Source organism: Hymenobacter sp. PAMC 26628 (assembly GCF_001562275.1).
Lineage (GTDB): Bacteria > Bacteroidota > Bacteroidia > Cytophagales > Hymenobacteraceae > Hymenobacter.
Genome location: NZ_CP014304.1, coordinates 2,979,348 through 3,002,900, shown reverse-complemented (window position 1 = coordinate 3,002,900; position 23,553 = coordinate 2,979,348). Strand labels below are relative to the sequence as shown.

General features: G+C 61.8%; 22 protein-coding genes. 5 read left to right on the top strand and 17 right to left on the bottom strand.

The annotated features are described in order from the left end of the window. Window positions 1-7 precede the first annotated feature (7 nt). The 6 genes from AXW84_RS13165 to AXW84_RS13140 form a co-directional block, all read right to left on the bottom strand. The gene (locus AXW84_RS13165; RefSeq protein ID WP_068233938.1) at window positions 8-553 is read right to left on the bottom strand and encodes an RNA polymerase sigma factor; all 546 of its coding nucleotides are present in this window, start codon (window positions 551-553) and stop codon (window positions 8-10) included. Window positions 554-633: 80 nt separating this feature from the next. Next, window positions 634-1,200, bottom strand: coding sequence for a GldL-related protein (locus tag AXW84_RS13160; RefSeq protein WP_068233935.1), 567 nt, complete (start codon window positions 1,198-1,200; stop codon window positions 634-636). Between the two features lie 18 nt (window positions 1,201-1,218). Beyond that, window positions 1,219-2,583 carry a vWA domain-containing protein gene (locus tag AXW84_RS13155; RefSeq protein WP_068233931.1) on the bottom strand — a complete coding sequence of 455 codons (1,365 nt, stop codon included), beginning with the start codon at window positions 2,581-2,583 and terminating at the stop codon, window positions 1,219-1,221. A gap of 209 nt (window positions 2,584-2,792) precedes the next feature. Beyond that, window positions 2,793-3,242 (bottom strand): thioredoxin-dependent thiol peroxidase, encoded by a 450-nt coding sequence (gene bcp, locus AXW84_RS13150; RefSeq protein ID WP_068233928.1) that lies wholly within the window; start codon window positions 3,240-3,242, stop codon window positions 2,793-2,795. A 200-nt stretch (window positions 3,243-3,442) separates the two neighbouring features. Next, window positions 3,443-5,479 carry a M23 family metallopeptidase gene (locus AXW84_RS13145; RefSeq protein ID WP_157887005.1) on the bottom strand — a complete coding sequence of 679 codons (2,037 nt, stop codon included), beginning with the start codon at window positions 5,477-5,479 and terminating at the stop codon, window positions 3,443-3,445. Between the two features lie 169 nt (window positions 5,480-5,648). After that, on the bottom strand, window positions 5,649-6,263 hold the full coding sequence (locus tag AXW84_RS13140; protein WP_068233922.1) for a fumarylacetoacetate hydrolase family protein: 615 nt from the start codon (window positions 6,261-6,263) through the stop codon (window positions 5,649-5,651). 165 nt (window positions 6,264-6,428) lie between these two features. On the opposite strand from AXW84_RS13140, the gene AXW84_RS13135 reads away from it, so the two are divergent. Together AXW84_RS13135 and AXW84_RS13130 are read left to right on the top strand one after the other, a co-directional pair. Then, entirely contained in the window at window positions 6,429-7,220 is a 792-nt protein-coding gene (locus AXW84_RS13135; RefSeq protein ID WP_068233919.1) for a M48 family metallopeptidase, read from the top strand. 34 nt (window positions 7,221-7,254) lie between these two features. Further along, window positions 7,255-7,800, top strand: coding sequence for a hypothetical protein (locus tag AXW84_RS13130; RefSeq protein ID WP_157887004.1), 546 nt, complete (start codon window positions 7,255-7,257; stop codon window positions 7,798-7,800). A 214-nt stretch (window positions 7,801-8,014) separates the two neighbouring features. On the opposite strand, the gene AXW84_RS24955 is transcribed toward AXW84_RS13130, so the two are convergent. Both AXW84_RS24955 and AXW84_RS24950 read right to left on the bottom strand, forming a co-directional pair. Continuing rightward, window positions 8,015-9,085: a hypothetical protein gene (locus tag AXW84_RS24955; protein ID WP_157887003.1), complete on the bottom strand. Its 1,071-nt coding sequence runs from the start codon at window positions 9,083-9,085 to the stop codon at window positions 8,015-8,017. Continuing rightward, a complete protein-coding gene (locus tag AXW84_RS24950; RefSeq protein ID WP_157887002.1) occupies window positions 9,067-9,582 on the bottom strand; it encodes a hypothetical protein in 516 nt (171 codons plus the stop codon). Before AXW84_RS24950 ends, AXW84_RS24955 begins: the two co-directional genes overlap by 19 nt. A gap of 318 nt (window positions 9,583-9,900) precedes the next feature. Between AXW84_RS24950 and AXW84_RS26240 the strand changes: the two genes are divergently transcribed. Continuing rightward, window positions 9,901-10,023 carry a hypothetical protein gene (locus AXW84_RS26240; RefSeq protein WP_257722062.1) on the top strand — a complete coding sequence of 41 codons (123 nt, stop codon included), beginning with the start codon at window positions 9,901-9,903 and terminating at the stop codon, window positions 10,021-10,023. Window positions 10,024-10,074: 51 nt separating this feature from the next. On the opposite strand, the gene AXW84_RS13120 is transcribed toward AXW84_RS26240, so the two are convergent. From AXW84_RS13120 to AXW84_RS13110, 3 genes are all read right to left on the bottom strand, one after another. Then, a complete protein-coding gene (locus AXW84_RS13120) occupies window positions 10,075-10,545 on the bottom strand; it encodes a hypothetical protein (RefSeq protein ID WP_068233910.1) in 471 nt (156 codons plus the stop codon). Between the two features lie 17 nt (window positions 10,546-10,562). Continuing rightward, window positions 10,563-10,823 (bottom strand): hypothetical protein, encoded by a 261-nt coding sequence (locus AXW84_RS13115; protein ID WP_157887001.1) that lies wholly within the window; start codon window positions 10,821-10,823, stop codon window positions 10,563-10,565. Between the two features lie 132 nt (window positions 10,824-10,955). Further along, the gene (locus tag AXW84_RS13110) at window positions 10,956-12,362 is read right to left on the bottom strand and encodes a UDP-N-acetylmuramate--L-alanine ligase (RefSeq protein ID WP_068233904.1); all 1,407 of its coding nucleotides are present in this window, start codon (window positions 12,360-12,362) and stop codon (window positions 10,956-10,958) included. 203 nt (window positions 12,363-12,565) lie between these two features. Between AXW84_RS13110 and dnaB the strand changes: the two genes are divergently transcribed. Together dnaB and AXW84_RS13100 are read left to right on the top strand one after the other, a co-directional pair. Next, window positions 12,566-15,214: a replicative DNA helicase gene (dnaB, locus tag AXW84_RS13105; protein WP_068233901.1), complete on the top strand. Its 2,649-nt coding sequence runs from the start codon at window positions 12,566-12,568 to the stop codon at window positions 15,212-15,214. 50 nt (window positions 15,215-15,264) lie between these two features. Next, a complete protein-coding gene (locus AXW84_RS13100; protein WP_071891312.1) occupies window positions 15,265-16,131 on the top strand; it encodes a sulfite exporter TauE/SafE family protein in 867 nt (288 codons plus the stop codon). Window positions 16,132-16,229: 98 nt separating this feature from the next. On the opposite strand, the gene AXW84_RS13095 is transcribed toward AXW84_RS13100, so the two are convergent. The 6 genes from AXW84_RS13095 to AXW84_RS13075 form a co-directional block, all read right to left on the bottom strand. Beyond that, the gene (locus AXW84_RS13095) at window positions 16,230-16,448 is read right to left on the bottom strand and encodes a hypothetical protein (RefSeq protein ID WP_068233898.1); all 219 of its coding nucleotides are present in this window, start codon (window positions 16,446-16,448) and stop codon (window positions 16,230-16,232) included. 219 nt (window positions 16,449-16,667) lie between these two features. After that, window positions 16,668-17,972 (bottom strand): glycoside hydrolase family 2 TIM barrel-domain containing protein, encoded by a 1,305-nt coding sequence (locus AXW84_RS13090; RefSeq protein WP_068233893.1) that lies wholly within the window; start codon window positions 17,970-17,972, stop codon window positions 16,668-16,670. Between the two features lie 191 nt (window positions 17,973-18,163). Then, window positions 18,164-19,648 carry a glycoside hydrolase family 30 protein gene (locus AXW84_RS13085; protein WP_068233889.1) on the bottom strand — a complete coding sequence of 495 codons (1,485 nt, stop codon included), beginning with the start codon at window positions 19,646-19,648 and terminating at the stop codon, window positions 18,164-18,166. Window positions 19,649-19,671: 23 nt separating this feature from the next. Continuing rightward, on the bottom strand, window positions 19,672-21,729 hold the full coding sequence (locus AXW84_RS13080) for a cellulase family glycosylhydrolase (protein WP_068233885.1): 2,058 nt from the start codon (window positions 21,727-21,729) through the stop codon (window positions 19,672-19,674). A 164-nt stretch (window positions 21,730-21,893) separates the two neighbouring features. Then, the gene (locus tag AXW84_RS25905) at window positions 21,894-22,121 is read right to left on the bottom strand and encodes a T9SS type A sorting domain-containing protein (RefSeq protein ID WP_257722085.1); all 228 of its coding nucleotides are present in this window, start codon (window positions 22,119-22,121) and stop codon (window positions 21,894-21,896) included. A 78-nt stretch (window positions 22,122-22,199) separates the two neighbouring features. Then, the gene (locus AXW84_RS13075) at window positions 22,200-23,447 is read right to left on the bottom strand and encodes a glycosyl hydrolase (protein ID WP_071891309.1); all 1,248 of its coding nucleotides are present in this window, start codon (window positions 23,445-23,447) and stop codon (window positions 22,200-22,202) included. Window positions 23,448-23,553: the final 106 nt, after the last annotated feature.

Below are 23,553 nucleotides of genomic sequence, written 5' to 3'. Positions count from 1 at the left end.
AAAAATCTCACCCGCTGGCGCGGGTCACGTAGTCCTCTACTTTTTTTACGGCGTGGTGGTAGCTCGCCTTTAGGGCCCCCACGCTGGTACCGGTCACCTCGGCCATCTGCTCGTAGGGCATTTCGTCGTAGTAGCGAAGGTTGAACACCAGGCGCTGCTTGTCAGGAAGTTGCAGAATGGCTTTTTGCAGCGTTAGTTCTATTTCGTCGCCGGCCAGGGTGGGGTCAGCCTCCAGCTTTTCGGCCAGCTCGGCGCCCACGTCGTTCAGCGGCAGCAGGAACTTGCGGCGTTTGCTGCCCAAAAACCCCAGGCACTCGTTGGTGGCGATGCGGTAAATCCAGGTGAAAAGCTGGGCGTCCTGGCGGAAGTTTTCCAGGTGCTTCCACACCTTCACGAACACGTCCTGGGTGAGGTCGTCGGCGTCGTCGTGGTCCACCACCATCTTGCGCACGTGCCAATACACCTTCCGCTGGTACTTGCGCACCAGCTGGTTGAACGCCAGGTTGCGACTGGCGGGGTTCTGGAACAGGCGGAGGATTTCGTGGTCTTCCAAACGGGGAGGCCGGGGGCTGAGCGGGAAAGTGACGGTTGGACGCCGGACGGGCCCAGAAGTTTAATGGCCCCCTGAACTCCTTACCGGGGGCCCGGTTTCTGCCGCAAATACTGTTGCACGGCTTCCGCGGCGGCGCGGTCGCGGGGATGGTGCAGCTGATACACCAGCCGTTCCACCAGCCCCGGGTCGTCGCGGTGAAACGTCTGGATCATGGTTTCGGAAGGCACGTACAGTGCCAGGGCCCCCAGTGCCGCCAGGGCTACGGCAAGCCACGACCAGCGCCCGGAAAGGGCGGACCCCACCACTACCAGCGCCATCGTGGCCACGCCCACCACCAGCAGGGTGTTGCCGCTGCCCCAGTTCATCAGCTTGAATAAGGTGCCCACCAGCGTAACCGCCGCGCTGATGCCCGTGACCTTGCGCAGGTAGTCGCCTAGAAACGAGGCGGGCGCCGCAGCACTGGGCCCCCCGCCGCCCGCCATGGCAGCCGCCGGCCAGTACGACCTCAGAAAATATACCGCGGCCAGGGCCCCCAGCGCCAAAATCAGCAGGTAGCTGCCGGCGGGCACCAGGGCCCACTTGGCCGCCAGGCCCAGAACGGCCACGGGCCAGGCAATTTTCTCAACGGTGTTCAGGTGCTTTTCCAAGGGCGGTGATTCAGTAAGTTATTTCCCAAAAATGCCTACCGAAGTCGTCTGGCCCGAGCGGATGGTGAAGTTGCGCACGTCGGTGAACTTGCTGCCAAGAGCGGTTTTGGTGCGGAAGACGAGGCGATAGGCCCCCGGCTGCATCGGCAGGTTGAGCTTGGTGCTGCCGGCGTCGGGCAGGTTATAAATCCAGGTCTGCGACTCGTCGTTGTTGAGTTGGTAAACGGAGCCGTAGCCCTTCAAATCGGCGGTGATGTTGAGCGTGCCGGGCGCCGGGTACGTCACGGCCACCTCCTGGCCCTGGCGGATGCTGACGCGGCGCACGAGGCGTGGCAGCGTCAGCACTTCCACGTCGTAGTTGCCGGCCAGCAGCTTTTGGCGGGTGCCGAAGGGCAGGGCCGCCACCGTGCCGGGGGCCCCGGCGGCCCGCACCACGGCCGCCACCGTACCGTAGGGGTTGGGCGTGAGCGGCGGCGGTTGCAGAAACAGCGTGCCCTGGGGTGTTTTGAAGGCCAGTACGTTAGCCTTGCCGGCCTTGATGGGCACGTTGGCCTGGCGCACGGCCGGCACGGTGTTAATCACCAAGTCGTAGCTCTGCAGCGCGTCGATGGCCAGCACGTCGGCCCTGCCCTGGGCGTCGCGGTAGTGCACGTAGTTGTACTCGGGCTGGCCGGTCACGTTGTTGACGAACGTGAGGTTGACGTTGCTTTCCACGGGGCGGCCGTCGGCATCGGTCAGGTTCACGGCCACGGTGGTTTTGGCCAGCGTTTGCGCAATCACGTCGTTCATCACTGTGCGGAAGGTTTTCACCTCGGCCGCGTTGTAGTACTGGCCCAGGCATTCGAGCTGCTTGCCAAACTCCTTTTCGGCCCCGATGCCAATGACAAACGGCTTCAGAAATACGCGCTTGCGCTGCAAATCGAGCGAGGCGGCGCACGGGTCGGCGTTGCACGATTCCAGCCCGTCGGTAATGAGCAGCAGCACATTGCGCGCCGTTTTGTCGGTCGGGAAGTCGCCCGCCGACTGCCGCAGCGCATACGTGATGGGCGTATTGCCCTGGGCTTTAAGGGTGGTGAGCTTGGCCTTGATGGCCGCGGCGTTGCGCGGCGCAAACGGCACTTCGAGGCGCGAATCCTCGCAGTTTTTGGCGCTGTTTGGAAATTGGTGGCCGTACACGCGCAGGCCCAGCTCCAGGTTGGGGTAGGCGTTGAGCGAGTCGACCATTTTGCCCAGCATGCGCTTGGCCACGTCCCAGCGCGACTGCCCTTCCCAGGGTGCTAACATCGAGCCCGAGGCGTCGAGCAGAAAGAGGATGCGGGTGGTTTTGGGTTTCTCTGGCGGGGCGTTTTGGGCCCCGGCCCCCGGGCTGGCCAGTAGCAACATTCCCAGCCCCAGAGGCCCTAAACCGCTGATTCTGCGAAGGAAAAGAAACAGGTTCTTAAACAACATCGAGACAAGCCGCGGGGAAACTGAAGCCATGGGCCCCGTGAATGTAGCGCGGACGTTGTAGTCCGCGGCTCTCGCTTCGTCCTGCCGATTATCGGGCAGCGACCAAGCAGCGCCGCGGGCTACAAAATCCACGCTACAGTATTTTACGCCAGTAGTTGCGCGGCGTGGTCCTGGGTATCTACTTTTTTGATGACTTTCTCGATAATGCCTTCGGCATCAATTAGAAACGTGGTGCGGACAGTGCCCATGTAGGTTTTGCCGTAGTTCTTTTTTTCCTGCCACACGCCGTAGGCTTCCACGATTTTCTTGTCGGCATCCACCAGCAGCGGGAAGGGCAGGTCGTACTTCACGGCAAACTTCTTGTGGGCCATTTCGCCGTCGATGCTCACGCCGATGACCTTGATGTTGTGCGTGTTCAGCTCTTCCTGGTGGTCGCGCAGGTTGCAGGCCTGGGCGGTGCAGCCGGGCGTATCGTCTTTGGGGTAGAAGTACAGCGCCACGCGCTGGCCGCGCAAAGCAGCGAGCGAAACGGTGTTGCCGTCTTGGTCGAGGGCGGAGAAATCGGGAGCAGCTTGGCCGGGGGCGAGGGACATGGGAGGAAGGGTTGAATGAAAGAATGGAGGAATGAGAAAATGGGTAAATGGAGGAATAAATGGAGGAATAAATGGAGGAATAAATGGAGTATCAAATGGATGATTACCAGGTCGTCATGCCTCGGCTGCGCGGACGCCAGATGGGCATGATGGCCTGGGGCCCCCATTCCGTCATTCTCCCATTCCTCCATTCAACCGTTTCAGAGCTTCAGCGGAATCACCCGCTCGTTGCCGGCTTGGTCGGTGAGGTGCAGCTCGGCGGGGCCGCGCAGCCGGGGCCCCAGGGTATCGGTGGACACGCTGAACAGGGTGGCGTTTTTGTATTCGTAGCGCAGTAGCCGGAACCGCCCACCCACCAGCAGCTTGTAGCTGGCCAGGCCCGAAAGGTCGTCGCCGACGCGGAACAGCACCTGGCCGCCCGGCCGGCCCACTAGGCTGCCGGTGGGGGCCTTTTCGTCGGTGAGGATGCGGTAGAAGGCGAACTGCTTCACGACGGCCGAAATCTGGCCCTGCTCGTCCCACTGCCCGCCCACGTAGGCGCGGCCGCCCTTCAGCGTGGCCGAGTAGATGGCTGAGCGGCGCAAATCGGCGGGCGGGGCGGTAGGTTTCAGGGTGAGGCGCAGCGGGTAGTAGAGCGGCGCGATGGGGTTGCCCACCGTCCAGAAGCCGCTGCCGGTGGCCTCGGCCCGGAAGCTGGTGCCGAGGTACAGGTTCGTGAACAGCGTCTGGGGCCCAAATAGCAGGTTGACGTGGGCCGTTGAGTAGCTCATTTCCTTGCCCGCGGGAATCATCGCCTGGCGGTCGAACACCTTCGTCACGCCGCCGAATTGCAGCGAGTCGGGCAAGCCGGCGCGCAGGTCGTAGAGGTACACGTTTTCGCTGGCCACGGTGTAGCTGGGCTTCACTTCGAGCTGGCGGTTGCCTTTAAAAAGCAAGAGGTTGCCACCCACGGCGGCCGTATCGGGGTCGGCGGCCACGGCCTTCAGCAGGTTGCGGTCGATTTCGTAGCGCAGGGCGGGGCGCCGCACGACTGCGGCGCGGGTTTTGAAGTAGGCCGGGGCCTGGCCGCGCAGCACGAAGTGCAAGGGCGTCTGGTTGTTATACGAGTCGGCCAGCACCACGTCCACGGAGTACAGCTGGCCGGCTTCCACGTTCAGGCGGCCGCGCTGGGGCCCCGGGGCGGTGTACAGGGCCAGGTCGTTGCCCTCGTCCACCCACAGCTTTTGTAGCAGGCGGCCCTGGGTGTGCTGGTACTGGAAGTCGATGAAATTGGCCACCTGCCGGGTACCCGTGGGGAAGGGCACGGCGTCGATGTTGTGCTCGTAATAGGGCTGGCCGTTCACGCGCACGGCCACCCGCTGGATGCCATTTTTGTTCCACGCGCCGTCGAATCGGTCGAAGCCCTGCACCAGCAACCCAATGGTGCCGAAGCAGTTGATGGTGTCGGGCCAGGTGGTGGCCACGCCCGGGCCGGGCTGCACGCGGGGCACAAACACCTTCTTATCGTAGCGGTTGGCCACGCGCGCCTCAATGCCCAGCGGCTCCACGGCAAACGCCTGAAGGGTGGGAGCCACGTGGTCTTGCAGCTCCGGGAAGCCGCCCCACTGCAAGGGGTTGTACTGGCGGTCCTGGGCGTCGCGCACTTCCCAGTGCAGGTGGGGCCCCGCCGAGCCGCCGGTGTTGCCCGAAAGGGCCACCACCTCGCCGCGCCGCACGGGGTACTGGTCCTTGGCAAAAAACAGCTCCGTTTCGTAGGACTGCCGCTCGTACTGGCGGCGCAGCAGCTCGGCCGCCACGGGGCCCCGGAACTCGTTGAGGTGGCCGTACACCGTCGTCAGCCCGTTGGGATGGGTGATGTAGAGCACGTTGCCGTAGCCGAACGACGACTGCTTAAGCCGCGACACGTAGCCGTCGGCCGCCGCGTACACGGGCCGATTCACCCCGCCGGCCGTCTTGATGTCGACGCCGCCGTGGAAGTGGTTGGGCCGTAGCTCGCCCATGCTGCCCGCCAAAAAGCTCTGCGTGCCCGGCGCGATGGGAAACAAAAAGTAGCCCGGCGCCACGTCGGGCCGGGGGCCCCCCGGCAGTGGCCGGGGGGCCTTGCGCTCCTCGGCTGTGTCGGCTTCCTGGCCGCCGGCCGGCCCGGGCCGCAGGCCCAAGGCCAGGGCCCCCATCATCACCAAGCTCCAGGCCCGCCACCGCCGGAAAGCTATTTTCTTAATCTTCAATGCCCTCAAAACCAACTTGTTTATGACGCTTATTTTTCTTGAATACTCAGCTAGCGCGCTATAGCGCGGACTTTGGCTACGCTGACCTTCGGTTGTAGTCCGCGTCACTCGCTTCATCCCGCCGATTACCGTGCAGCGACGCGGACTCGCAGCGTCCACGCCGCAGCGCGCTACGGCCTTATTTCACCGCTACTTCCAGCAGCTTTTCGCCTTCCAAATACCCCATCAGCTGGTCGCCAACCTGTACGGGCCCCACGCCGGCGGGCGTGCCGGTGAAGAGCAAATCGCCCTGCTTGAGGGTGATGTAGCGCGATACGAAGCTGATGATCTGAGCGAACGGGTGCAGCATCAGGCTGGAATTGCCGGTCTGGCGGGTCTCGCCGTTCACTTCGAGGTGGAAGTTGATGTTGGCCAAGTTCGCGAACTCGGCCACCGGCCGAAAGGTGGGGGAGACGGGCGCCGACCCGTCGAAGGCCTTGGCCAGTTCCCAGGGCAAGCCTTTCTTTTTTAGGTCATTTTGCAGGTCGCGGGCCGTGAAGTCGAGGCCCAGGCCGATGGCGTCGAAGTAAGTGTGGGCGAAGGCCGCGTCGATGTGCCGGCCGTTTTTGCTGATGCGCAGCACCAGCTCCAGCTCGTAGTGGATGTCGGTAGAGAAGTCGGGGTAGAAGAACGGCTGGCCGCGCTGCACCAGCGCGGTTTCGGGCTTGAGGAAGATGACGGGCGCGGCCGGCGTTTCGTTGTGCAGCTCGGCGATGTGGTCGGCGTAGTTGCGGCCAATGCAGATAATTTTCATAGACGCGGACGGGGATGGCGAAAACCCAAAACTACGGCCCCCGGCGGCACCCAGTGAACACTTGGCCGGCCGGTTTGCGTATGTTGGGGGCCCCGGGCCCGCCCCTGTCCTAAAAAATGCCCCGGCCTATGGGCCCGTTCTACTTTTTCCAACCATTCTTTCCGTATGATCCGCAAAACCATTCTCCTCGCCAGCCTCGTTCTGCTAGCCTCGTGCGCTACAGTGCCCATCACCGGCCGCCGCCAGCTTAGCCTGGTGAGCGGCAGCGAGATGAACTCGCTGGCCACCACGCAGTACCGCACGTTCATCACCGAAAATAAGCTCTCCACCGACGCCGCCAACGCGGCCATGGTAAAGCGCGTGGGCCAGCGCATCCAGCACGCCGTGGAGCAGTACGTGGCCCAAAATAACATGCAGGGACAGCTCGACGGCTACCAGTGGGAGTTCAACTTGGTGGACAACAAGGAGGTGAACGCCTGGTGCATGCCCGGTGGCAAAGTGGTGGTGTACACCGGCATCCTGCCCCTCACACGCGACGAAAATGGGCTGGCCGTGGTCCTGGGCCACGAAATTTCGCACGCCGTAGCCCGCCACGGCGCCGAGCGCATGAGCGACCAGCTCGTGACCCAAGGCTTGAGCACGGCCCTGAGCACGGCCCTCTCACAAAACCCAACCCAAACCAAAAGCCTGTTCATGCAGGCCGTGGGCGTGGGCAGCCAGGTGGGTATGCTCAAATTCAGCCGCACCCAGGAAAGCGAGGCCGACCACCTGGGCTTGATTTTTATGGCAATGGCGGGATACGACCCGCGCGGGGCCTTACCTTTCTGGCAGCGCATGGCCGCTCAGAGCCAGAATAATACCCCCGAATTCCTTTCCGATCACCCCGCCGATGCTACCCGAATTGCCGACATCGAACGCCTGCTGCCCGAGGCCCAGAAATACTACAAACCCCGCTAGACTACCGCTCTGGCCCCCTTCCGTACTTCGCGTTATGGCATTTCTTCCCCGTTCGGTAAGCCTAGGCCTGCTGACACTTTTGGTGAGCCTGCTACTGGGGGCTTGTGAAACCTCGCGCCGTGGCACCAACGAGCTGACCATGCCCGAATACAACACCAAGCCTACAATCCCCAACAAGCAAATCGCGCAAACGTCGGGCGAGAAAGTGGACTTCAAGGTGTCGCAGTCGGAGCTGGCCACGGCATTCATCCGCGAGTTCGGCGACGGCACCGTGATTGACCGCGTGTTGGTGCACAAGGCGCCCCCCGAGCCCAACGAGCCCGTTGTTTACTACTTAGTGGCCATGGGCTTGCGCAACGGGATGTTCCGGGCCATGGCCCTGCCGCTGCTCGGCGGCGGCGACAACACGGTGTTCCTCAGCCCCACGGCCAACCGCTACATCATCACCGGCGTAGGCTGCTCGTCGTGTTTCTTTAACTTCGAGGGCGACCGCATCGTGGGCACGCTCTGCGAAGGCAACCCCGGCGGCGGCCGCTGCGACCTGCGCCGCGAGCCGGGCAACACGCTCTTCCCCAAATAACCACGGCCATGAAACCGGCTCAAAAATGGCTGCTCCGCGCCGCCCTCACGGCCCTGGCCGTGCTGCTGACCACCGACCGCCGCCGGGGCCCTATTTCAGCTATCAATGCAAAAAAGCCCGCCGAATAAGCGGGCTTTTTTTGGACTGCACGTTAACCCAGTGCCCAGCTTTTACCAGCACTACCTGCTTGTACTGGAGAGGCGGGCTACGTGTTTTATGTTGCCGATCTATGCTTTAACTTATTATGCAGCCATTGGTAAAGGAATTGCCAGTCAATGAAAAGAAAGCAGATCAACTGGTACTCCGTGAATGGCAACCTCATTAATTGGCCAATCACTTTATGCATACCAATGGCACCTATCAAATATAATATTCTGGGCCAGCCGCTGATTAAAATCATAAATCCGCACAGCTCAAATAGCAGGGTAGCTGTTGATATAGCCGTCATCACTACACTATTCGACGCGATTCTTTTGCCCACTGCGCGCCAACGCTCACTGCTCTGCCAATTGCCATACGTGTAGCTGTAGATGCCGTAACCATCCTTCCATTTATCCACTTCCGGCACCACTCTTGGGCCAATAAACATCGGCCTGTTTTCCCCTTCATTGTACTGGGCCCGACCGCCCAAATAATGCGTAAGCGTTTGGCCATCAACCCATTTTATGCCGCTGTAGCGTAGCTTAGAAAGACCGGCGGTGCAGTACGTGCAGGCTAATAAAATAAGAATGGTCTTCATTCCCCATACGGGTGCCGGCGAACCAATCATTGCCTGATAAAAGGATCTTATGTCTTTACCTGGCCCTTTTAGTGCCCAGCGCAGTACCCGGTCCAATGAAAACCGGGTGCTGCCCGGGGCGAAAGCTAAAATTATAAACACCTGGGTAACCAAGCTGCCCCCGTGGTCAAAAAGTCCTCTCGATTCGGTAATGTCAAAAATATAAATATTTAAAAAAGCAAATAATAATAAAGCTGGCCGGGTTAATAAACCAATAAACGCACAAAAGGCAGTTGCATAATAAACACCGGCAAACGCACCAGCGTATGCCTTGGCAAGTGGAAACGGAACGGAAAGTAATTTTATTAATAAGCTAGGCTTTTGTATGTAAGCGGCCTCAGTACTTGCAAATGTAAAACTATCCATCAAGTAATAGTAGCGATGGATATTAACAAATAGCAATACCAAAGTCACTCGCAAAATACCTAATACAGGTGATTGGTTTTCGGCGAAGAAAAAATTATTTAACGATGTCAAACTTTTTTGCATCAAGGATTTCTCTTCCACGTGTGCTTGAATTTTTTGAGTGGAACATCGTAATATCCAATCGTATGCGAAGACAGTAAGTGCCACTCGTTGTTGTACTGACTAACTTCACATCTCACTTTTAGGTTGGCTGATTTTCCTGTAAACAAGTGTTTAAAATAGGCTTGGAAAAAAGCATCCATTCGTAATTCAAATGCTTCACTTGTATTAGGTTCGGAGTATCCAAAAGGCGATTTTTTCTCTGCTGAACCGTATATGTTATTGAAAAAGAAACGCTGGCCTATATAGTCAATGCTTTGCTTTTCGCCATCGTAGTAAGGAAAAATCCTTTTCGTTGTGCTGCCACTATCAATAAGAAATTTTATGTCATAAAAATAAGTGGACGCGCCGATGTAATGCCCAAACATAGGCGCATTTGTGTACGGAAAGGATTCGCGGCCCAAATAGATTGAATATAGATTGGGTAATAAAATTATTAGCATAATCAGCGTTGCTAAAATCTTATTGTATACAGTCATGGTAAAGAAAATGAAATAATATTTGCGGCAACGTACGCAGAGGTGGAAGAAAAGAAGGTAATGGTCTAAACCAAGGTGCTAAAATCGACGTTATATATAAAATTATTATATATATATTATTAATCAATATTTTTTGCATGAAATAAAAATAATTCTTCAATTTAATTAATGATCTCGCAAAGCACTATGAATTATACGACTACCGAAAAAAGGAGTATTTGCGCATTGCTTGCCAGCCCTGGGAGGCAACCCTGGCAGTAGCTACTGCGACCTGCGCCGCGAGCTCGGCAATACGCTTTCCTCCAAATAGCTACGGCCATGAAACCGGTCCAAAAATGGCCGCGCCGCGCCGCCCTCACGGCCCTGGCCGTGCTGCTAACCACCGACCGCCGCCGGGGCCCTAAACCGGGGCTTCCGCCCACCAAAAAGCCCGCCGAATAGGCAGGCTTTTTTGCATTGGTGAATGTGCCGGGGCAGTATGCCGCCGCGGCGCTACGGAATCTTGGTAACGGGTACCTTGCTGGTCATCACGCCGTCGGGCAGGGTTTGGGCCGCGGCGACGTGGTCGAACCGGGCGGGTTTGTCAGCCTCGCTGCGGCCGGCGGCTAGCAGCAGTTGGCCGTGGCGGGCATACTCGTTCCAGTGCCGGCGAAAGGCTGGCTGGGCGTCGGTGGCCTTGGGAAAATACGCCCACTCGTCCACAAGGCCGGTGGCGCGGTTCACCAGCACTTCGTAGCGGTTTTCGGGCGTTGCGCCCACTTTAGTAAAGGTCATGCCTAGCACGTCGGCCGGGGCCCCGTCCATCGTTTTGCCCTCGCCCTTATACGTAAGGTTCACGCCTGGGTCTTTCAGTTTAAAAGGCATCACCAGCCAGTATGAATTGTTAATCCACGTGGGCGTGAGCGTTTCGAGCACCTTTTGGCCGGCCGGCGAAGCCGAAATGTCCTGCCCGCGGCTGTACACGTGGCCCTGCTTGGTGTTCAGGTGTAGTTGGCCACTAGGGTATCCTGCTCCCAGTGAAAGTCGCCGGTCTGCTTGTCCCAAATCTGGTACTGGCCGCGGAAAAAATCCCAGGCCAGGTAGCGGGTGTTGTTCCAAGCGTCGGTGCCGCCCATAGCGGTCATCACGCGGTCGGCCACGGCCGTGGCCTTGGGGTCGGCACTGTTGGCAGAGCAGGCCAGCAGCAGCGCGCTGCTAGCTGTGGCCGCGGACAGGCGCAAAAGCGGAGGAACGAAGCGCATAGAAAAAAAGAGAAGAAATGGTTAATCCACGGCCCACCGCCGCGGCTACCTTTAGTGGGCACCCAAAGTATTGGGTGCCCACTAAAGGTAGCCGTTTTTTCACCTTGTACCAGTGGGGCCTCCGGGCCCCAGCTACCGTGCTTCCAGCCCCACCACCTTGGCCGCCAGCACAGCCAAATCCAGTCCGTCGAACGTGCCCGACGACATCAACAATAAGTTAGTATCGTCCCAGAGCTGGGCGTGGAGGAACTCGGCCAGCTCGTGGCTGTCGGTGATGACGCGCAGGTCGGGGCGCTGGAAGGCGGCGGCCACGGCCGCGGGCGGCAGCAGAGGCAAGCGCTTGTGTTCCAGCACGTGGGGGTTGAAGTACACCACTGCCACGTCGGGCGCATCGAAGCAGTGCGCGTACTGCGGCAGGAAATCGGGGTTGAGCGAGCTGAAGGTGTGCAGCTCCAGGCAGGCCACCAGCCGCCGCTGCGGAAACTGCTGCTTCAGGGCCCCCGCCGTGGCGCGCAGCTTGCTGGGCGCGTGGGCAAAATCCTTGTACACCACCGACGTGGCCCCGCGGGCCAACAGCTCCAGCCGCCGCGCCGCGCCGGGGAACGAGGCCACCGCCCGGTAAAAGTCTTTGCCCTTAATACCTAGCTGCTTGCACACCTCGCGCGCCGCCGAAATGTTGCGCAAGTTGTGCTCGCCAAATACCTGGATCGGCACCTCCTCGTCCTTTTTGGTCAGCAAAAACGTCTGGCCGTCGCGCACCACGTTCTCGTGGGGCCCGTAGCCGATGTAGGTCACGCTGGGGTTGGTGGGCACGGCGATGAGCTGGGTTTGCTCGTCGTCCTGATCGTAAATCAGCACGCCCGACTTGGGCGTCATGTCGGCGAAAATGCGGAACTGCTCGCGGTAGATTTCCTCGGTCGGAAACACGTTGATGTGGTCCCAACTGATGCCCGAAATCACCCCGATGTGGTGCTGGTAGAGGTGGAACTTGGGCCGCCTATCGACCGGCGACGACAGGTACTCGTCGCCTTCGATGATGATGACCGGCGCGTCGTCCGTCAGCTGCACCATCAGGTCGAAGCCCGCCAGCTGGGCCCCCACCGCGTAGTCGAACTTGCGGCCGTAAAACCGCAGCACGTGCAGGATGCAGGCCGTGATGCTGGTTTTGCCGTGCGAGCCCCCGATGACCACGCGCTGCTTGTCGCGGCTGGCCTCGTAGATGTACTCGGGGAAGGAGTAGATTTTCAGGCCCAGCTCCTGGGCCCGGCGCAGCTCGGGGTTGTCGGGGCGGGCGTGCATGCCCACAATCACAGCGTCAAGGTCAGGGGTGATGCGGGCCGGGTCCCAGCCTTCCTGCGAGGGCAGCAGACCGGCGGCGGCCAGGCGGCCCCGGGCGGGCTCAAAAATCTCGTCGTCGGTGCCCGTCACGTGGGCCCCCTGGCGGTGCAGGGCCAGCGCCAGGTTGTGCATGATGCTGCCGCCCACGGCGATGAGGTGCACGCGCTGCGGCGCGGAATCGGAAGAAGTTAAATCGGTCATGCGAAGAAAATAAGCGAGCGGGGCCAGCGGCCGGGTTCGGGGCCGCGAAAGTACAAAAACTGCTCGCCAAACTGAGCCCGGGGCCCCGGTCGGCCACGATTTTATAAGCCGGTTTACCCCCGTCCGGGGTTAGCTTTGTTATTCGGGCCCGCCGTAGTTTTTGCCAATTTCCTGGCGTTTATTTACAATTGCTTCATTATCACATGCCAGACGAAATGGACGACCGCGTCAAGCAATCCGCTGCCCGCGCCAAAGCCGCTTGGGCGGGGCGCGGCACCAGCGGACAGCCGTTCCAGGCCAGCGCCGCCGGCAAGCTGCCGCCCCAGGCCCTGGAGCTGGAAGTGGCCGTGCTCGGGGCCCTAATGCTGGAAAAAGACGCCCTCACGTCGGTTATCGACATCCTGCGCCCCGAAAGCTTCTACAAGGATTCGCACCAGCGCATTTTCAAGGCCATCATTAGCCTCTTCGACAAGTCGGAGCCCATTGACCAGCTCACCGTGGTGCACGAGCTGCGCGAGCTGGGCGAGCTAGAAGCCTGCGGCGGGGCGTTTTACGTGGCCGGCCTCACAATGAAGGTGAACTCGGCGGCCAACGTCGAGTTTCACGCCCGCATCATCACGGAGGCCGCCATCAAGCGCGAGCTGATTCGCATTGCCAGCGAAATCCAGCGCGACGCCTTCGAGGACACGACCGACGTGTTCGCCCTGCTTGACCAAACCGAGCAGTCGCTGTTTGAAGTATCGGAGTCGAACATCCGCAAGAATTTCGACGACATGCGCAGCCTGATGGGCAAGGCCATCAAGGAGCTGGAGGAGAAAAAAAACCAGAAGGACGGCCTCACCGGCGTGCCCTCCGGTTTCACCGCCCTCGACCGCGTAACCAGCGGCTGGCAACCTTCTGATCTGGTGATTATTGCAGCTAGGCCGGGTATGGGCAAGTGCCTTGGAAAAGGCACGAAGGTGCTGATGTTCGACGGCACGCTGCGCAATGTGGAAGACGTGCAAATCGGTGAGCTGCTGATGGGCGACGACTCGACCCCGCGCCGGGTGAAGAGCATTGCCCGGGGCCGCGAAAACATGTACTGGGTGCGCCAGAACAAGGGCGACGACTACCGCGTGAACGAAAGCCACATCCTCTCGCTCAAGCGCAGCCGCACCGAGGGCCCCCACCGCCACGGCGACGTGCTCAACATCGAAGTTCGCGACTACCTGGCCCGGGGCCCCAAGTTCCGCTCCAACTACAAGGGCTACAAAGTAGCCGTGGAGTTTGCCGAAAAGACACTGCCCATTGACCCCTATTTCCTGGGCGTGTGGCTGGGCGATGGCTCGTCGAACGACTGCCGCATTACGGGGCAGGACGCGGAAATAATTGACTACCTGCACGAATACGCCGCCGACCTTGACTTGCAAGTGACGGTGGGCACGGCCGCTAATCGCTGCAATAGCTACGGCATCACGCGCGGGCAGCAGGACGGCAGCCTGGCCCAGTTCTCGGTGCAGGACGAACTGCGCCAGCTGGATGTGCTGGGCCGCAAGCACATCCCGCAGCGGTACCTCATCAATTCGGCCGCCAACCGCCTGCGCCTGCTGGCCGGCTTAATCGACAGCGACGGCCACCTCGACCCGGTGAGCAACGGCTACGAAATCACGCAGAAAAACGAGGCACTGGCCCGCCAAATCAAGTTTTTGTGCGACTCGCTGGGCTTCCGCACTTCGCTCACGAAAAAGCAGGCCGTCATCACCCGCATCGGCTACGCCTGCGACGTGTGGCGCGTGCGGGTTTATGGCGACATCAACAAAGTGCCGGTGCGCGTGGCCCGCAAAAAAGCCAACCCCTGGGCCTCAGCTGTGGACTGGCGCATGACGGGCATCACGGTCGAGTTCGATAAAGTCGATGATTACTACGGCTTTGAGATTGACGGCAACCGCCTATTTCTACTCCAGGACCTGACGGTGACGCACAACACGGCGTTCGTGGTGTCGGCCATGCGCAACGCAGCGGTGGAGTTCAAGCGGCCGGTGGCCATTTTCTCGCTGGAAATGTCGTCGCTCCAGCTCGTCAACCGTCTAATTTCGGCTGAAGCAGAGTTGGATTCGGACAAGATCAAGAAGGGCACGCTGGCCGACCACGAGTGGCAGCAGCTCAACCACAAGATTACCGACCTCTCGGCGGCCCCGATTTACATCGACGACACGCCGGCCCTGAGCATTCGCGAGTTGCGCACCAAGTGCCGCCGCTTGCGCTCGCAGAAGGACGTGCAGCTTATCATCGTCGACTACTTGCAGTTGATGAGCGGCAACACCGACGGCCGCGGCGGCAACCGTGAGCAGGAAATTGCCAGCATCTCGCGGGCCCTCAAGGGCATTGCCAAGGAGCTGAACGTGCCCGTGCTGGCCCTCTCGCAGCTCTCGCGCTCGGTGGAAACGCGCGGTGGCGACAAGAAGCCGCAGCTGAGCGACTTGCGCGAATCGGGCTCGATTGAGCAGGACGCCGACATGGTAATTTTCCTCTACCGCCCCGAATACTATGGCCTCGACCAGGATGCCGAGGGCAACCCCACGCAGGGGATGGGCGAGGTCATCATCGCCAAGCACCGCAACGGCTCGCTCGAAACCGTGCAGCTCAAGTTCATCGGCCGCTTCACCAAATTTGCCGACCTCGACAGTGAAACCGGGGGCTTCGGCGACGCGGGCGGCTACCAGCCCCAGGGCCTGCCCGCCAGCAACTTCGACGACGAGCCCAGCGGCAACAGCTTCGCGCCCAACACCATCCGGCTAGGCTCGAAAATCAACGAGTCGCCGGTGCCGTTTCCGAAGGGCAACCTGAATAAGTACGAAGAGCCGCCCTTCTAAACCCCAGCAGCTAACCAAGCACTTGGCGAAAGCGGCTAAGTTTAGAATTCGTGGAGACAATTTCGGTGGCGACCATCGCCCTGCTGTGCTTTTTTACGTTCCTGGCTGGCTTCATCGATGCCATTGTGGGCGGCGGGGGCCTCATTCAGCTGCCGGCGCTGCTGCTTTTGCTGCCCGGCGTGCCGGTGCCCACGCTGCTGGGCACCGGCAAAGTGGCCAGCTTGGCGGGCACCGCCGCGGCCCTACGGCGCTACCTGAGCGGCCCCACCGCGGTGCCGCTGCGCTGGCGCACGGTGGCTATCACGGCGCTGGTGGCGGGCGGCTTCGCACTGCTGGGGGCCCGGGCGGTGAGTGGGCTGCACAAAGAAGCCGTGCGGCCGCTGGTGCTGGTGCTGCTGGTATTGATGGCCGGGTATACGCTGTGGCGCAATGACTTCGGGAGCACGTACGCGCCGCGCCTGCACGGCCGCCGCGAGGTGCTGGTGGGCGTGGTGCTGGGCGCCGCCATTGGGTTTTACGACGGGTTTTTCGGGCCCGGTACGGGCAGCTTGCTGCTGTTTGCCTTCGTGGGCTTGTTCGGCTACGACTTCCTGACGGCCTCGGCCTCGGCCAAGTTTGTGAACATGGCCACCAACGTGGCCGGGCTGGCCTACTTCGTGTACACGAAGCAGGTCATTTACCAAGTGGCGCTGCCGATGGCCGTGTGCAACGTACTGGGCGCCACGCTGGGCATTCAGGTGGCGTTGCGGCGCGGCACGGGCTTCGTGCGGGTGCTGTTTCTGGGCATCGTTAGCACGTTTATCCTCAAGCTGGGCTGGGAGACATTTCAACCGCTACCAACGATGGGGCAGCCGGCGGTGCAAACGCCTCCACCAGCAACTCATACAAGCGCAGCCGGTCCTGGAAGTCAGCCTTGACGGTGCCGGCGAGGATTTTGCCGATGCCACGTTGGCCAAGCGCTCAAACTCCGCTCTTTACCTGCGCGGGCGCGCCGCCCACTATGCGGCCACGACTATTATGCTAGTTGCAGCTCTTCGTCGGCTGTGAAGCGGTGAGTGCACACGTTGGCGGCGGTAGGGTAGGGAAGGTACTCACCCCGGTTGAAGTGCCGCCGCCGCAAGTGCACGGCGGTGCGTAGCGCTTGCGCTTTTTCCTCAGTGCCGGGGCAGCGCGTGAACGCAGCCAGGTTGGCCGCTGGGGCCCCCAGCGCGGCCGAGGGGCCCCAGCGGCTCACTATACTCCAGCTTCGTTTAATTAAGTAGACGAAGCAGTAGAAAGGCTTCGGTAAGCGGACGCCAAGTGGGCTGGGTACCTCGGTTATAAGTTTTTGATAATCAGCAAACTATGCTTTTAATAAACTTGGGAGTAACCCTGGGTTTTTTAAAGCAAGGGCTTTTCACTAGGGAGGCAGCGCGGGCCCGCGCCAACCGGCTGGTACGGTCCGTGAAACGTCCTACTGGGACTTGATGTAGAAGGGAACGTTGCCGGTTGCTACGTTGCCGTGGCCATCAGTGGCGTAAACGAACAGGCGGTAGGCCCCGGCCTGCGCGGGGGCCTGCACCTGCGCCTGGCCTGGGCCCGGGGTGGCGAGCAAGCCGGGCAGGGGTACGGGACGGCTTTCGCGGTCGCCGCCGTTCTTGAGGTCGGTGGCTTCGGGCAGCAGCTCCCAGCGGTACGTCAGGGCGTCGCGGTCGGGGTCGGAAACATCGGCGGCGGCTGGGTAGCGCTGGCCTGCGCGCAGGTACACGGTATCGGCGGCGGCGTGGCCGTCCAGGCGCAAGCTGGCAATGTGCGGGGCGCGGTTGCTGGGCCAGTGCCCGCTCCACAGGTACTGCATCACGTCCACCACCTCCGATTCCTGCCCGTCCTCGGTGAAAAGGCCGTACCAGGTGGGCGTGCGCTCTTGTTTCTGGCCCCACAAAAACACGTACGCGCCCAAGCAGTGGGCCCGGTCTTGCAGCACCGAGGCTTCGTAGCGGTGCTGGTACACGGCGGCTTTCTGGCTGCTGGTTTCCTCGACGGCCGCTTTCCAGGGCAGCTGCTGGCTTTCCCAGTGGCCGGTGGGGCCCCATTCGGTTACCAGGTAGGGCCCCGTCCACCCGGCGTTGCGCACTTGCTCGGGCAAGGTGGCCAGGCCGGCGTAGGTGTTGATGACCAGCACGTCCACGGCCGGGCACCGGGCCTTGACGAACGCCACCTCGCGCGGGGCCGCCCCGGCCAAAACAGTCGAGGTCGGGTGGTTGGGGTCCACTTCGTGGATCATCTTGGCGATGTCGTTCACCGCGTCCCACACCTGGGGATTTTTGTACTCCAGGTTCAGCTCGTTGCCGATGCCCCAGAGCAGCACCGCGGGGTCGTCTTTGTACTTGAGCACTTCGGCCTTTATTTTCTGAAGTTGCGCCGCCACGGCCTGCGGGTCGGCGTAGTTGAAGCCGTGCCGTTCGCGGGCCACGTCCAGCCCCAGCATCACGGTCAGGCCGTTGGCCTGGGCGGCGCGCAACACCCGGGGCGCGTCGTTCGTGCCCCAGGTGCGGATGGAGTTGCCCCCGTACGCCGCGATGCGCTCCGGGAACTGCCCGCCCCCGGCCCCCTGCACGAAGTAGGGCTTGCCCGCGCGCAGCAGCTGGTAGCGGCCACCGGCCTGGCGGATCTCGACCTTCACGACTCCGGGCTTTCTGGCCCCGGGTGCAACCCGCGGCCCCGCGGCGAGGGTGGTAAAGGCCAGCGCCAAGCCGGCCCCCATGATGCGTTTTTTCATAAGTGAGTGGTGAAGTTTTGCAATAAAAAGAACGTCATGCTCATCTGGCGTCCGCGCAGTCGAAGCATCTTTTCCGCTGACTAAATTATTGATTACTGCTGCGGGAGAGATGCTTTGACTGCGCGGACGCCAGATGAGCATGACCTTTGGGAATACTTTTTAGCTGACTCAAACAACTTGGTAGGGGGCCCTCAGTCCACCACGAACGTCATGATGGAGTGGGGCAGGCTGGTAGTGGGGGCGGCCTGGCCGTTGAGCCAGAGCTGGAAGTCCTGCTTCTTGTCGCTGCTGTTCATGACCACCACGGCCAGCTTGCCGTCGGGGTTGCGGAAGGCCGTGGTTTGCAGCCAGTCGCGGTTCGAGGCGCTGGTGACGCGCTGGGCGCCGGGCCGCACGAACTTCGAGAAGTGGCCGATGTAGTAATAGGCGTTGGTGTAGAGGAGCTGGCCGGTGCGAGTGTCGGCGATGATGGGGGCGAAGCAGAAGTTGCCCACGTGGTTGGGGCCCCCGGTTTCGTCGAGCAGCACGTTCCAGTCCGTCCAGCCCACGGTGCCGGCGTTGAAGTCGCCGATCATCGAGGTGCCGTAGCGCTCGCCCAGGGCCCAGTCGTTCACGTGGTCGAACCGGAAGTTCTCCACGCAGCCCTCGGTGAACAGCAGGTTGGTGTTGGGGAATGCCTCCTTTACGCGGCGCTCGTTGTCGAAGAGCATGGCGCTGGTGGTCCAGGTTTCGTACCAGTGGTAGCCGATGCCCCACACGTACCGGGCGGCGGCGGGGTCGTCGAGCACAGTGCTGGCGCGCTGGAACAGCAGGTCGCGGTTGTGGTCCCAGGCAATGAGCTTCTTATCGCCCAGGCCGCCCTGGGCCAGCGTGGGCCCCAAAAAATTCTTAATGAAGTCGCGCTCCTCCTCGGCCGTGTACAGGCACGATTCCCACTTCTGGGTGGCCATTTCCTCGTTCTGCACCGACAGGCCCCAAATTGGAATTCCCTGGCGCTCGTATTCCTTGATGAACTTGACGTAGTGGGTGGCCCAGGCCTGGCGGAACTGGGGCAGTAGCTTGCCGCCGTGCAGTAGGTCGTGGTTGGTTTTCATGAAGGCCGGCGGCGTCCAGGGGCTCACGAACATCGTGAGCTTGCCGCCCGCCGCGGCCTGGGCCTGCTTGATGAACGGGATGCGGAACTGCTCGTCGTGCTGCACGCTGAAGGTTTTCAGCGCCGCGTCGTTGTCGGCCACGTAGGTGTAGGGGGCGCTCGAAAAGTCGCAGCTGCCGATGTGGGTGCGCGCCAGCGTGTAGCCAATGCCGTCGGTGGGGCTGTAGTAGGCCCGCATGAACTCCTGCTGCTGCGCCTTGGGCAGCTTGAAGAAGGTTTCGGCCGCGGCGTCCGTCAGGGCCCCGCCAATGCCGAGCAGCGTTTGGAAGCGGTGGTTGGGGTCGACGAACACGCACACCTGGGTTTCGAGCGGCTGCCCGGCGGGCTGGAAGGCCAGCGGCGCCGCGGCGGCCGCCAGGCGCAACTCGGTGCCCTGGGCGGTGGTGAAGGCCCGGGCCTTACGGCCGGCGGCCGAATACGGCGCGGCCGGGGCCCCGGCTTTCGGCGCCGATTGGGCCGCTGCGAGGCCCGCGCTGCACGCTAGCAGCAGGGTAAGAAGTTTTGGGGATATCAGCGTGGGCATGGGCAAGCGGGTGGAGAGAAGGGCTATTGTTTGGTGATTTTAAAGCTGGTGTCGAAGGCGGGCCCGGATAGATGGACCACGTAAAATCCGCTCTTCAGCCCCGACAAGTCGACGGTGTTTTGGCCCCCCGTGTTGTCAAAGGCGCGGCTGAAGACCTGGCGGCCCGCGGTGTCCAGCACGGTGAGGCGGTGTGCTCGCCCGCCGGCGGGCAGTTGGTAGGTGAGGCGGCTGGCCACCGGGTTCGGGTAGAAGCTGGTGGTGGCCTCGCCGGCAGACCGGCTGGCCAGCACCGTGCCGGCCGGCACCAAGCCAAAGTTGAAGGTTTCCGTGTTCCCAATGGCGGCACTGGCGCAGGTCATGGGCTGGGTGCCGTCCCCGCTCGACACGTACTGCCTGTTGGTGCCGCGCAGCGAAACGGTGCCGTCCGCGTTGCCCAGCCAGTCAAACTGCTCGTTGGCTGAGGCGTACGTCCGGCCGCAGGTCATGGGGGCCGTGCCGTTTTCCGACGACACGTACTGGCCTTGGCTTTGCAGGGCCACCCTGGAGCCGCTAGCCACCACCAAAAAAACCTCCCAGAGCCCGTAATTCGCCCGGTTGCAGGTCATGGTCCGGGTGCCGTTTTCGCCGGATACGTACTTGCCGTTGGCCCCGCGCAGCCACACGGTGCGGCCTATGGGCACGGCGGCCCCGCCGTTGTAGGTGCCGCCGCCGGGGTAGTTTACCAGGCCGTTTTGGCTGGGCGCAATGGCATTCACCACGTCGGGGTTGGGCACGCAGTTGGCAAACTTGATGTTTTCCAGCACCTGCGGCAGGCCGCCGGGGCCGTCCACGATGAAGGGCGGGTTGATGCGCAGCAGGGCCGCGTTGGGGCCCCCATCGAAGCGCTTGTACGTCCAGTTGCACCAGCCAATGCCCACCGAGTTAAGGCTGGTTGCTGCATCGTGCATCCAGCTAGTGGTGTTTTCGCCGGTTTCGCCTACCCAGATGGGCACGCTGTACTTGGCGCGGAAGTTCTGGAGGTTGCCGATGAAGCGCAAGCTGTTGGGCCCCGGCTCCGTCGAATTCACGTTGTTATCCATCAAGTAGCCCGTGCCGCTGTAGCGGTGCGAGTTGTACACCAGGTTGGGCGCGTTGGCAAAGGTGAAGGGCTCCAGGTAGTTGAAGTCGTTGCCGAAGCCGTTTCCCTCAATCAGTAGCAAGTGGTTGTCGCCCTGGGCCCGCACGGCGGTGATGAGGCGCTGCAACAGGTCGTGAATCGGCGGGTTGCTGGGCACGTTGTTGGGCTCGTTGATCAGGTCGTACATGGCCACGCGGGCGTCGTTTTTGTAGCGCGCCGCCACGGCCTCCCACAGCCGCACGGTAATGTCGCGGTACACGGCCCGGTTCCACAAATCCAGGGGCTGGAGGGCATCGGCAATGTTCACATCGGTGCCCTGCGAGCCGGGTGCGGCGTGCAAATCGAGGATGACGTACATGTTGTTGGCCGCGCACCAGGCCAGCGTGTTGTCAATCATCCGGAAAGCTTCCATATTGGCCGGGTCCGCGAAGAGCTGGTTGCCGTTGTACCAGTCGGCCAGGGAGTTGACGTAAGCATCGTAGGTGGTGGTGCCGCGCAGCACGCTGTTGCGCACCGCCCGCTGGGCCGGCGTCAAAAACAGGTCGTAGTGCAGCGGCAAGCGCACGCAGTTGAAGCCCCGAGCGGCCAGGTAATCAATGTCAGGCTTGGTGATGAAGTTGTCGCGGTAGCTTTGGTAGAACGCCTCCACGGCGGCGTCCGTCATCCCGGCGTTATATAGCGTCTGCTTCACCGCGCCCTGGGTTCGCTTGCCGTTGATGCCCGGCCAGTCGGGCTTGATGATGTAGCCCTCCTGCAAAGCCCAGCCGCCCAGGTTCACGCCGTTCAGCAGCACCTCCTGGTTGCTGGCGTTCACGATTTTGGGCCCCGCGGCGTGCAAAAAGCTCTGGGCAATGGCCAGCGTCGGGCAGCCAACCAGGGCCAGGCACAGCACCAAAAGGCGCAGCGCGCCGCGCAAAGCAGCCAGCGGCGAGGTCGAATGAAAATGGGTAATAGGGCGGCGCATGGTGGTAAGGGTTTAAATAGGTAAAATGACGGGGCAACACGTTTTCCTACGTAGTCCCGTTTTGCAGGGCCCCCGCGCGTTGGCGCCGGGCAGCCAAGCAAGGCGTGGTTGCGGCGTGGGCTGCCCGGCGGCGAGAACGGACCGCGCGGGTGGCTAAAAGGATATCAGGGTTTTAGGAAGTGTTGGGTGAGCTGCCCGCCGGCCGTTGCCACGCGCACCACGTACAGGCCCGCGGGCAGCGCCGCAATGTTCAGGGTGGCCCGGGGCCCCAGATCCCGGCCCGCGAGCACCGTTCTTCCCAAGGCGTCCACCACTGCCAGGCTCCGAGCCAGGGCCCCGGCGGGCAGGGCCAGGTGCAGCTCCGTGGCCGCTGGGTTGGGGTAGAGGCGCAGGCCGGCGGCCGGGCCCGGCAGGCCGGCGGCCGGTGCCGTGGCCAGCGCCGCATCGGCGGTGCCGTACGCATCTACTTCTTAAATGGAGTAGCCGAAAGCCGTGGCCCGCCGGGTGCCGTACACCCGCAGGTAGCGGCCGCGGCCGGCGAGGCCCGTCAGGTCGTCCACCCCGCCGTCGCCGTCCAGCACCGTCAGCAGGGGCCCCCAGGCGGTGCCGTCGAGCGAAGTTTGCACTTGGTAATCCTTGGCGTAGGCCGCTTCCCGGGCGATTTTCACCCGCGTAAACCGCTTCACCTCGCCAAAATCCAGCTGTAAGTACTGCGGGTCGGCAAAGGCGCTCGACCACCGGGAGTTGATGTTGCAGTCGGTCGCGCTGGGGGCCCCCGTGGCCCCGCTTTCGCTCGACGAGGCGGTGGTGGCCACCGGCGTGAGGCGGTTCAAGTCGTTGGCCGGCCCGTTGAACGGCAGGCCCACGTACTGCTGGCCCAACGCGGTGAGCTGGCCATCGGCCCCGAGCAGGTTGATGTTGGGAATCTCGTTGTTGCGCCCCGAAAACCACGCATACCGAAAGATGGCTGGCTCGTTTTCCAGGTAGTTCACGGCATCCAGCATGTACTTTTTCTGCGTTGCCAAGGTAATCTGGGCCGCGGGCGCATCGCCGCAGGCAAACTCGGTGAGCCAGATGGGCTTGTTATATTTCTTGACTTCCGCTACTTTCTGGCGCAGGTACTGCTCTTCGCACACATAAGTATGGAGGGCGATATAATCAACTTGACAGTTCGGGCAGGCCGCAAAAAAGGCGTCCAGGTACTGTGTGGGAGAGTAGTAAGTCACGCCGTTCTCCTGCACGCAGTTGCCGCAGTAGTTCAGGGCGGGCGATACCAGCTTGAGGTTTTTGCGGCGGGCCACTTCCTGGAGCACCGGCCAGATGGCCGCGGCCTGCGTTGGGGTTAAGTTGCTCTGGGAAAGAAAATTGGGTTCGTTAAAACCCAGCAAATACTGCGTGCCGGCCGGAATGTTGGCGGCCAGCTGGTCGGCCGTCACCGGGCCATTGTTCAGGCGGGAACCCCACTGAATGGGCACGTAGTCGACGGCCAGGCCCCCGTACACCCCCGCCACGCTGGCATCGGGCACGGAGGTGTAGTTGTACCACCAGCTCGTGCCGGGGGCCAGCGCCTGCAAATCGGCGGCAGATTTGTAATCGTACGCCAGGCCGCGCTTGGGGCTTTTGGTTTGGGCCTGCGCCACTCCGCCACCGGCCAGCAACAGGCTCAGTAAGCCAAACTGGAGCGCCCGAAAAGGCCAGCACGTTGCGGTGGTTATCATGGAAAACGAGCTAAAGCAGTTGCAATAAAATGGGGGAAGGGCCCCGGAACACGACGCACCAAGGCCCACCGCCCGGCTGCCCCGGCAGGGCAAATAACCGGGCGGT

Excerpts from the sequence above, each read along its gene's own strand:
- AXW84_RS13110 (WP_068233904.1), bottom strand. The coding sequence starts at position 12,362 with ATGACCGATTTAACTTCTTCCGATTCCGCGCCGCAGCGCGTGCACCTC.
- AXW84_RS13085 (WP_068233889.1), bottom strand. The coding sequence starts at position 19,648 with ATGCCCACGCTGATATCCCCAAAACTTCTTACCCTGCTGCTAGCGTGC.
- AXW84_RS13080 (WP_068233885.1), bottom strand. The coding sequence starts at position 21,729 with ATGCGCCGCCCTATTACCCATTTTCATTCGACCTCGCCGCTGGCTGCT.
- AXW84_RS13130 (WP_157887004.1), top strand. The coding sequence starts at position 7,255 with ATGGCATTTCTTCCCCGTTCGGTAAGCCTAGGCCTGCTGACACTTTTG.
- AXW84_RS13135 (WP_068233919.1), top strand. The coding sequence starts at position 6,429 with ATGATCCGCAAAACCATTCTCCTCGCCAGCCTCGTTCTGCTAGCCTCG.
- AXW84_RS13155 (WP_068233931.1), bottom strand. The coding sequence starts at position 2,583 with ATGTTGCTACTGGCCAGCCCGGGGGCCGGGGCCCAAAACGCCCCGCCA.
- AXW84_RS24950 (WP_157887002.1), bottom strand. The coding sequence starts at position 9,582 with ATGACTGTATACAATAAGATTTTAGCAACGCTGATTATGCTAATAATT.
- AXW84_RS13075 (WP_071891309.1), bottom strand. The coding sequence starts at position 23,447 with ATGATAACCACCGCAACGTGCTGGCCTTTTCGGGCGCTCCAGTTTGGC.
- AXW84_RS13115 (WP_157887001.1), bottom strand. The coding sequence starts at position 10,823 with ATGCGCTTCGTTCCTCCGCTTTTGCGCCTGTCCGCGGCCACAGCTAGC.
- bcp (WP_068233928.1), bottom strand. The coding sequence starts at position 3,242 with ATGTCCCTCGCCCCCGGCCAAGCTGCTCCCGATTTCTCCGCCCTCGAC.
- AXW84_RS13090 (WP_068233893.1), bottom strand. The coding sequence starts at position 17,972 with ATGAAAAAACGCATCATGGGGGCCGGCTTGGCGCTGGCCTTTACCACC.
- dnaB (WP_068233901.1), top strand. The coding sequence starts at position 12,566 with ATGCCAGACGAAATGGACGACCGCGTCAAGCAATCCGCTGCCCGCGCC.
- AXW84_RS26240 (WP_257722062.1), top strand. The coding sequence starts at position 9,901 with ATGAAACCGGTCCAAAAATGGCCGCGCCGCGCCGCCCTCACGGCCCTG.
- AXW84_RS13140 (WP_068233922.1), bottom strand. The coding sequence starts at position 6,263 with ATGAAAATTATCTGCATTGGCCGCAACTACGCCGACCACATCGCCGAG.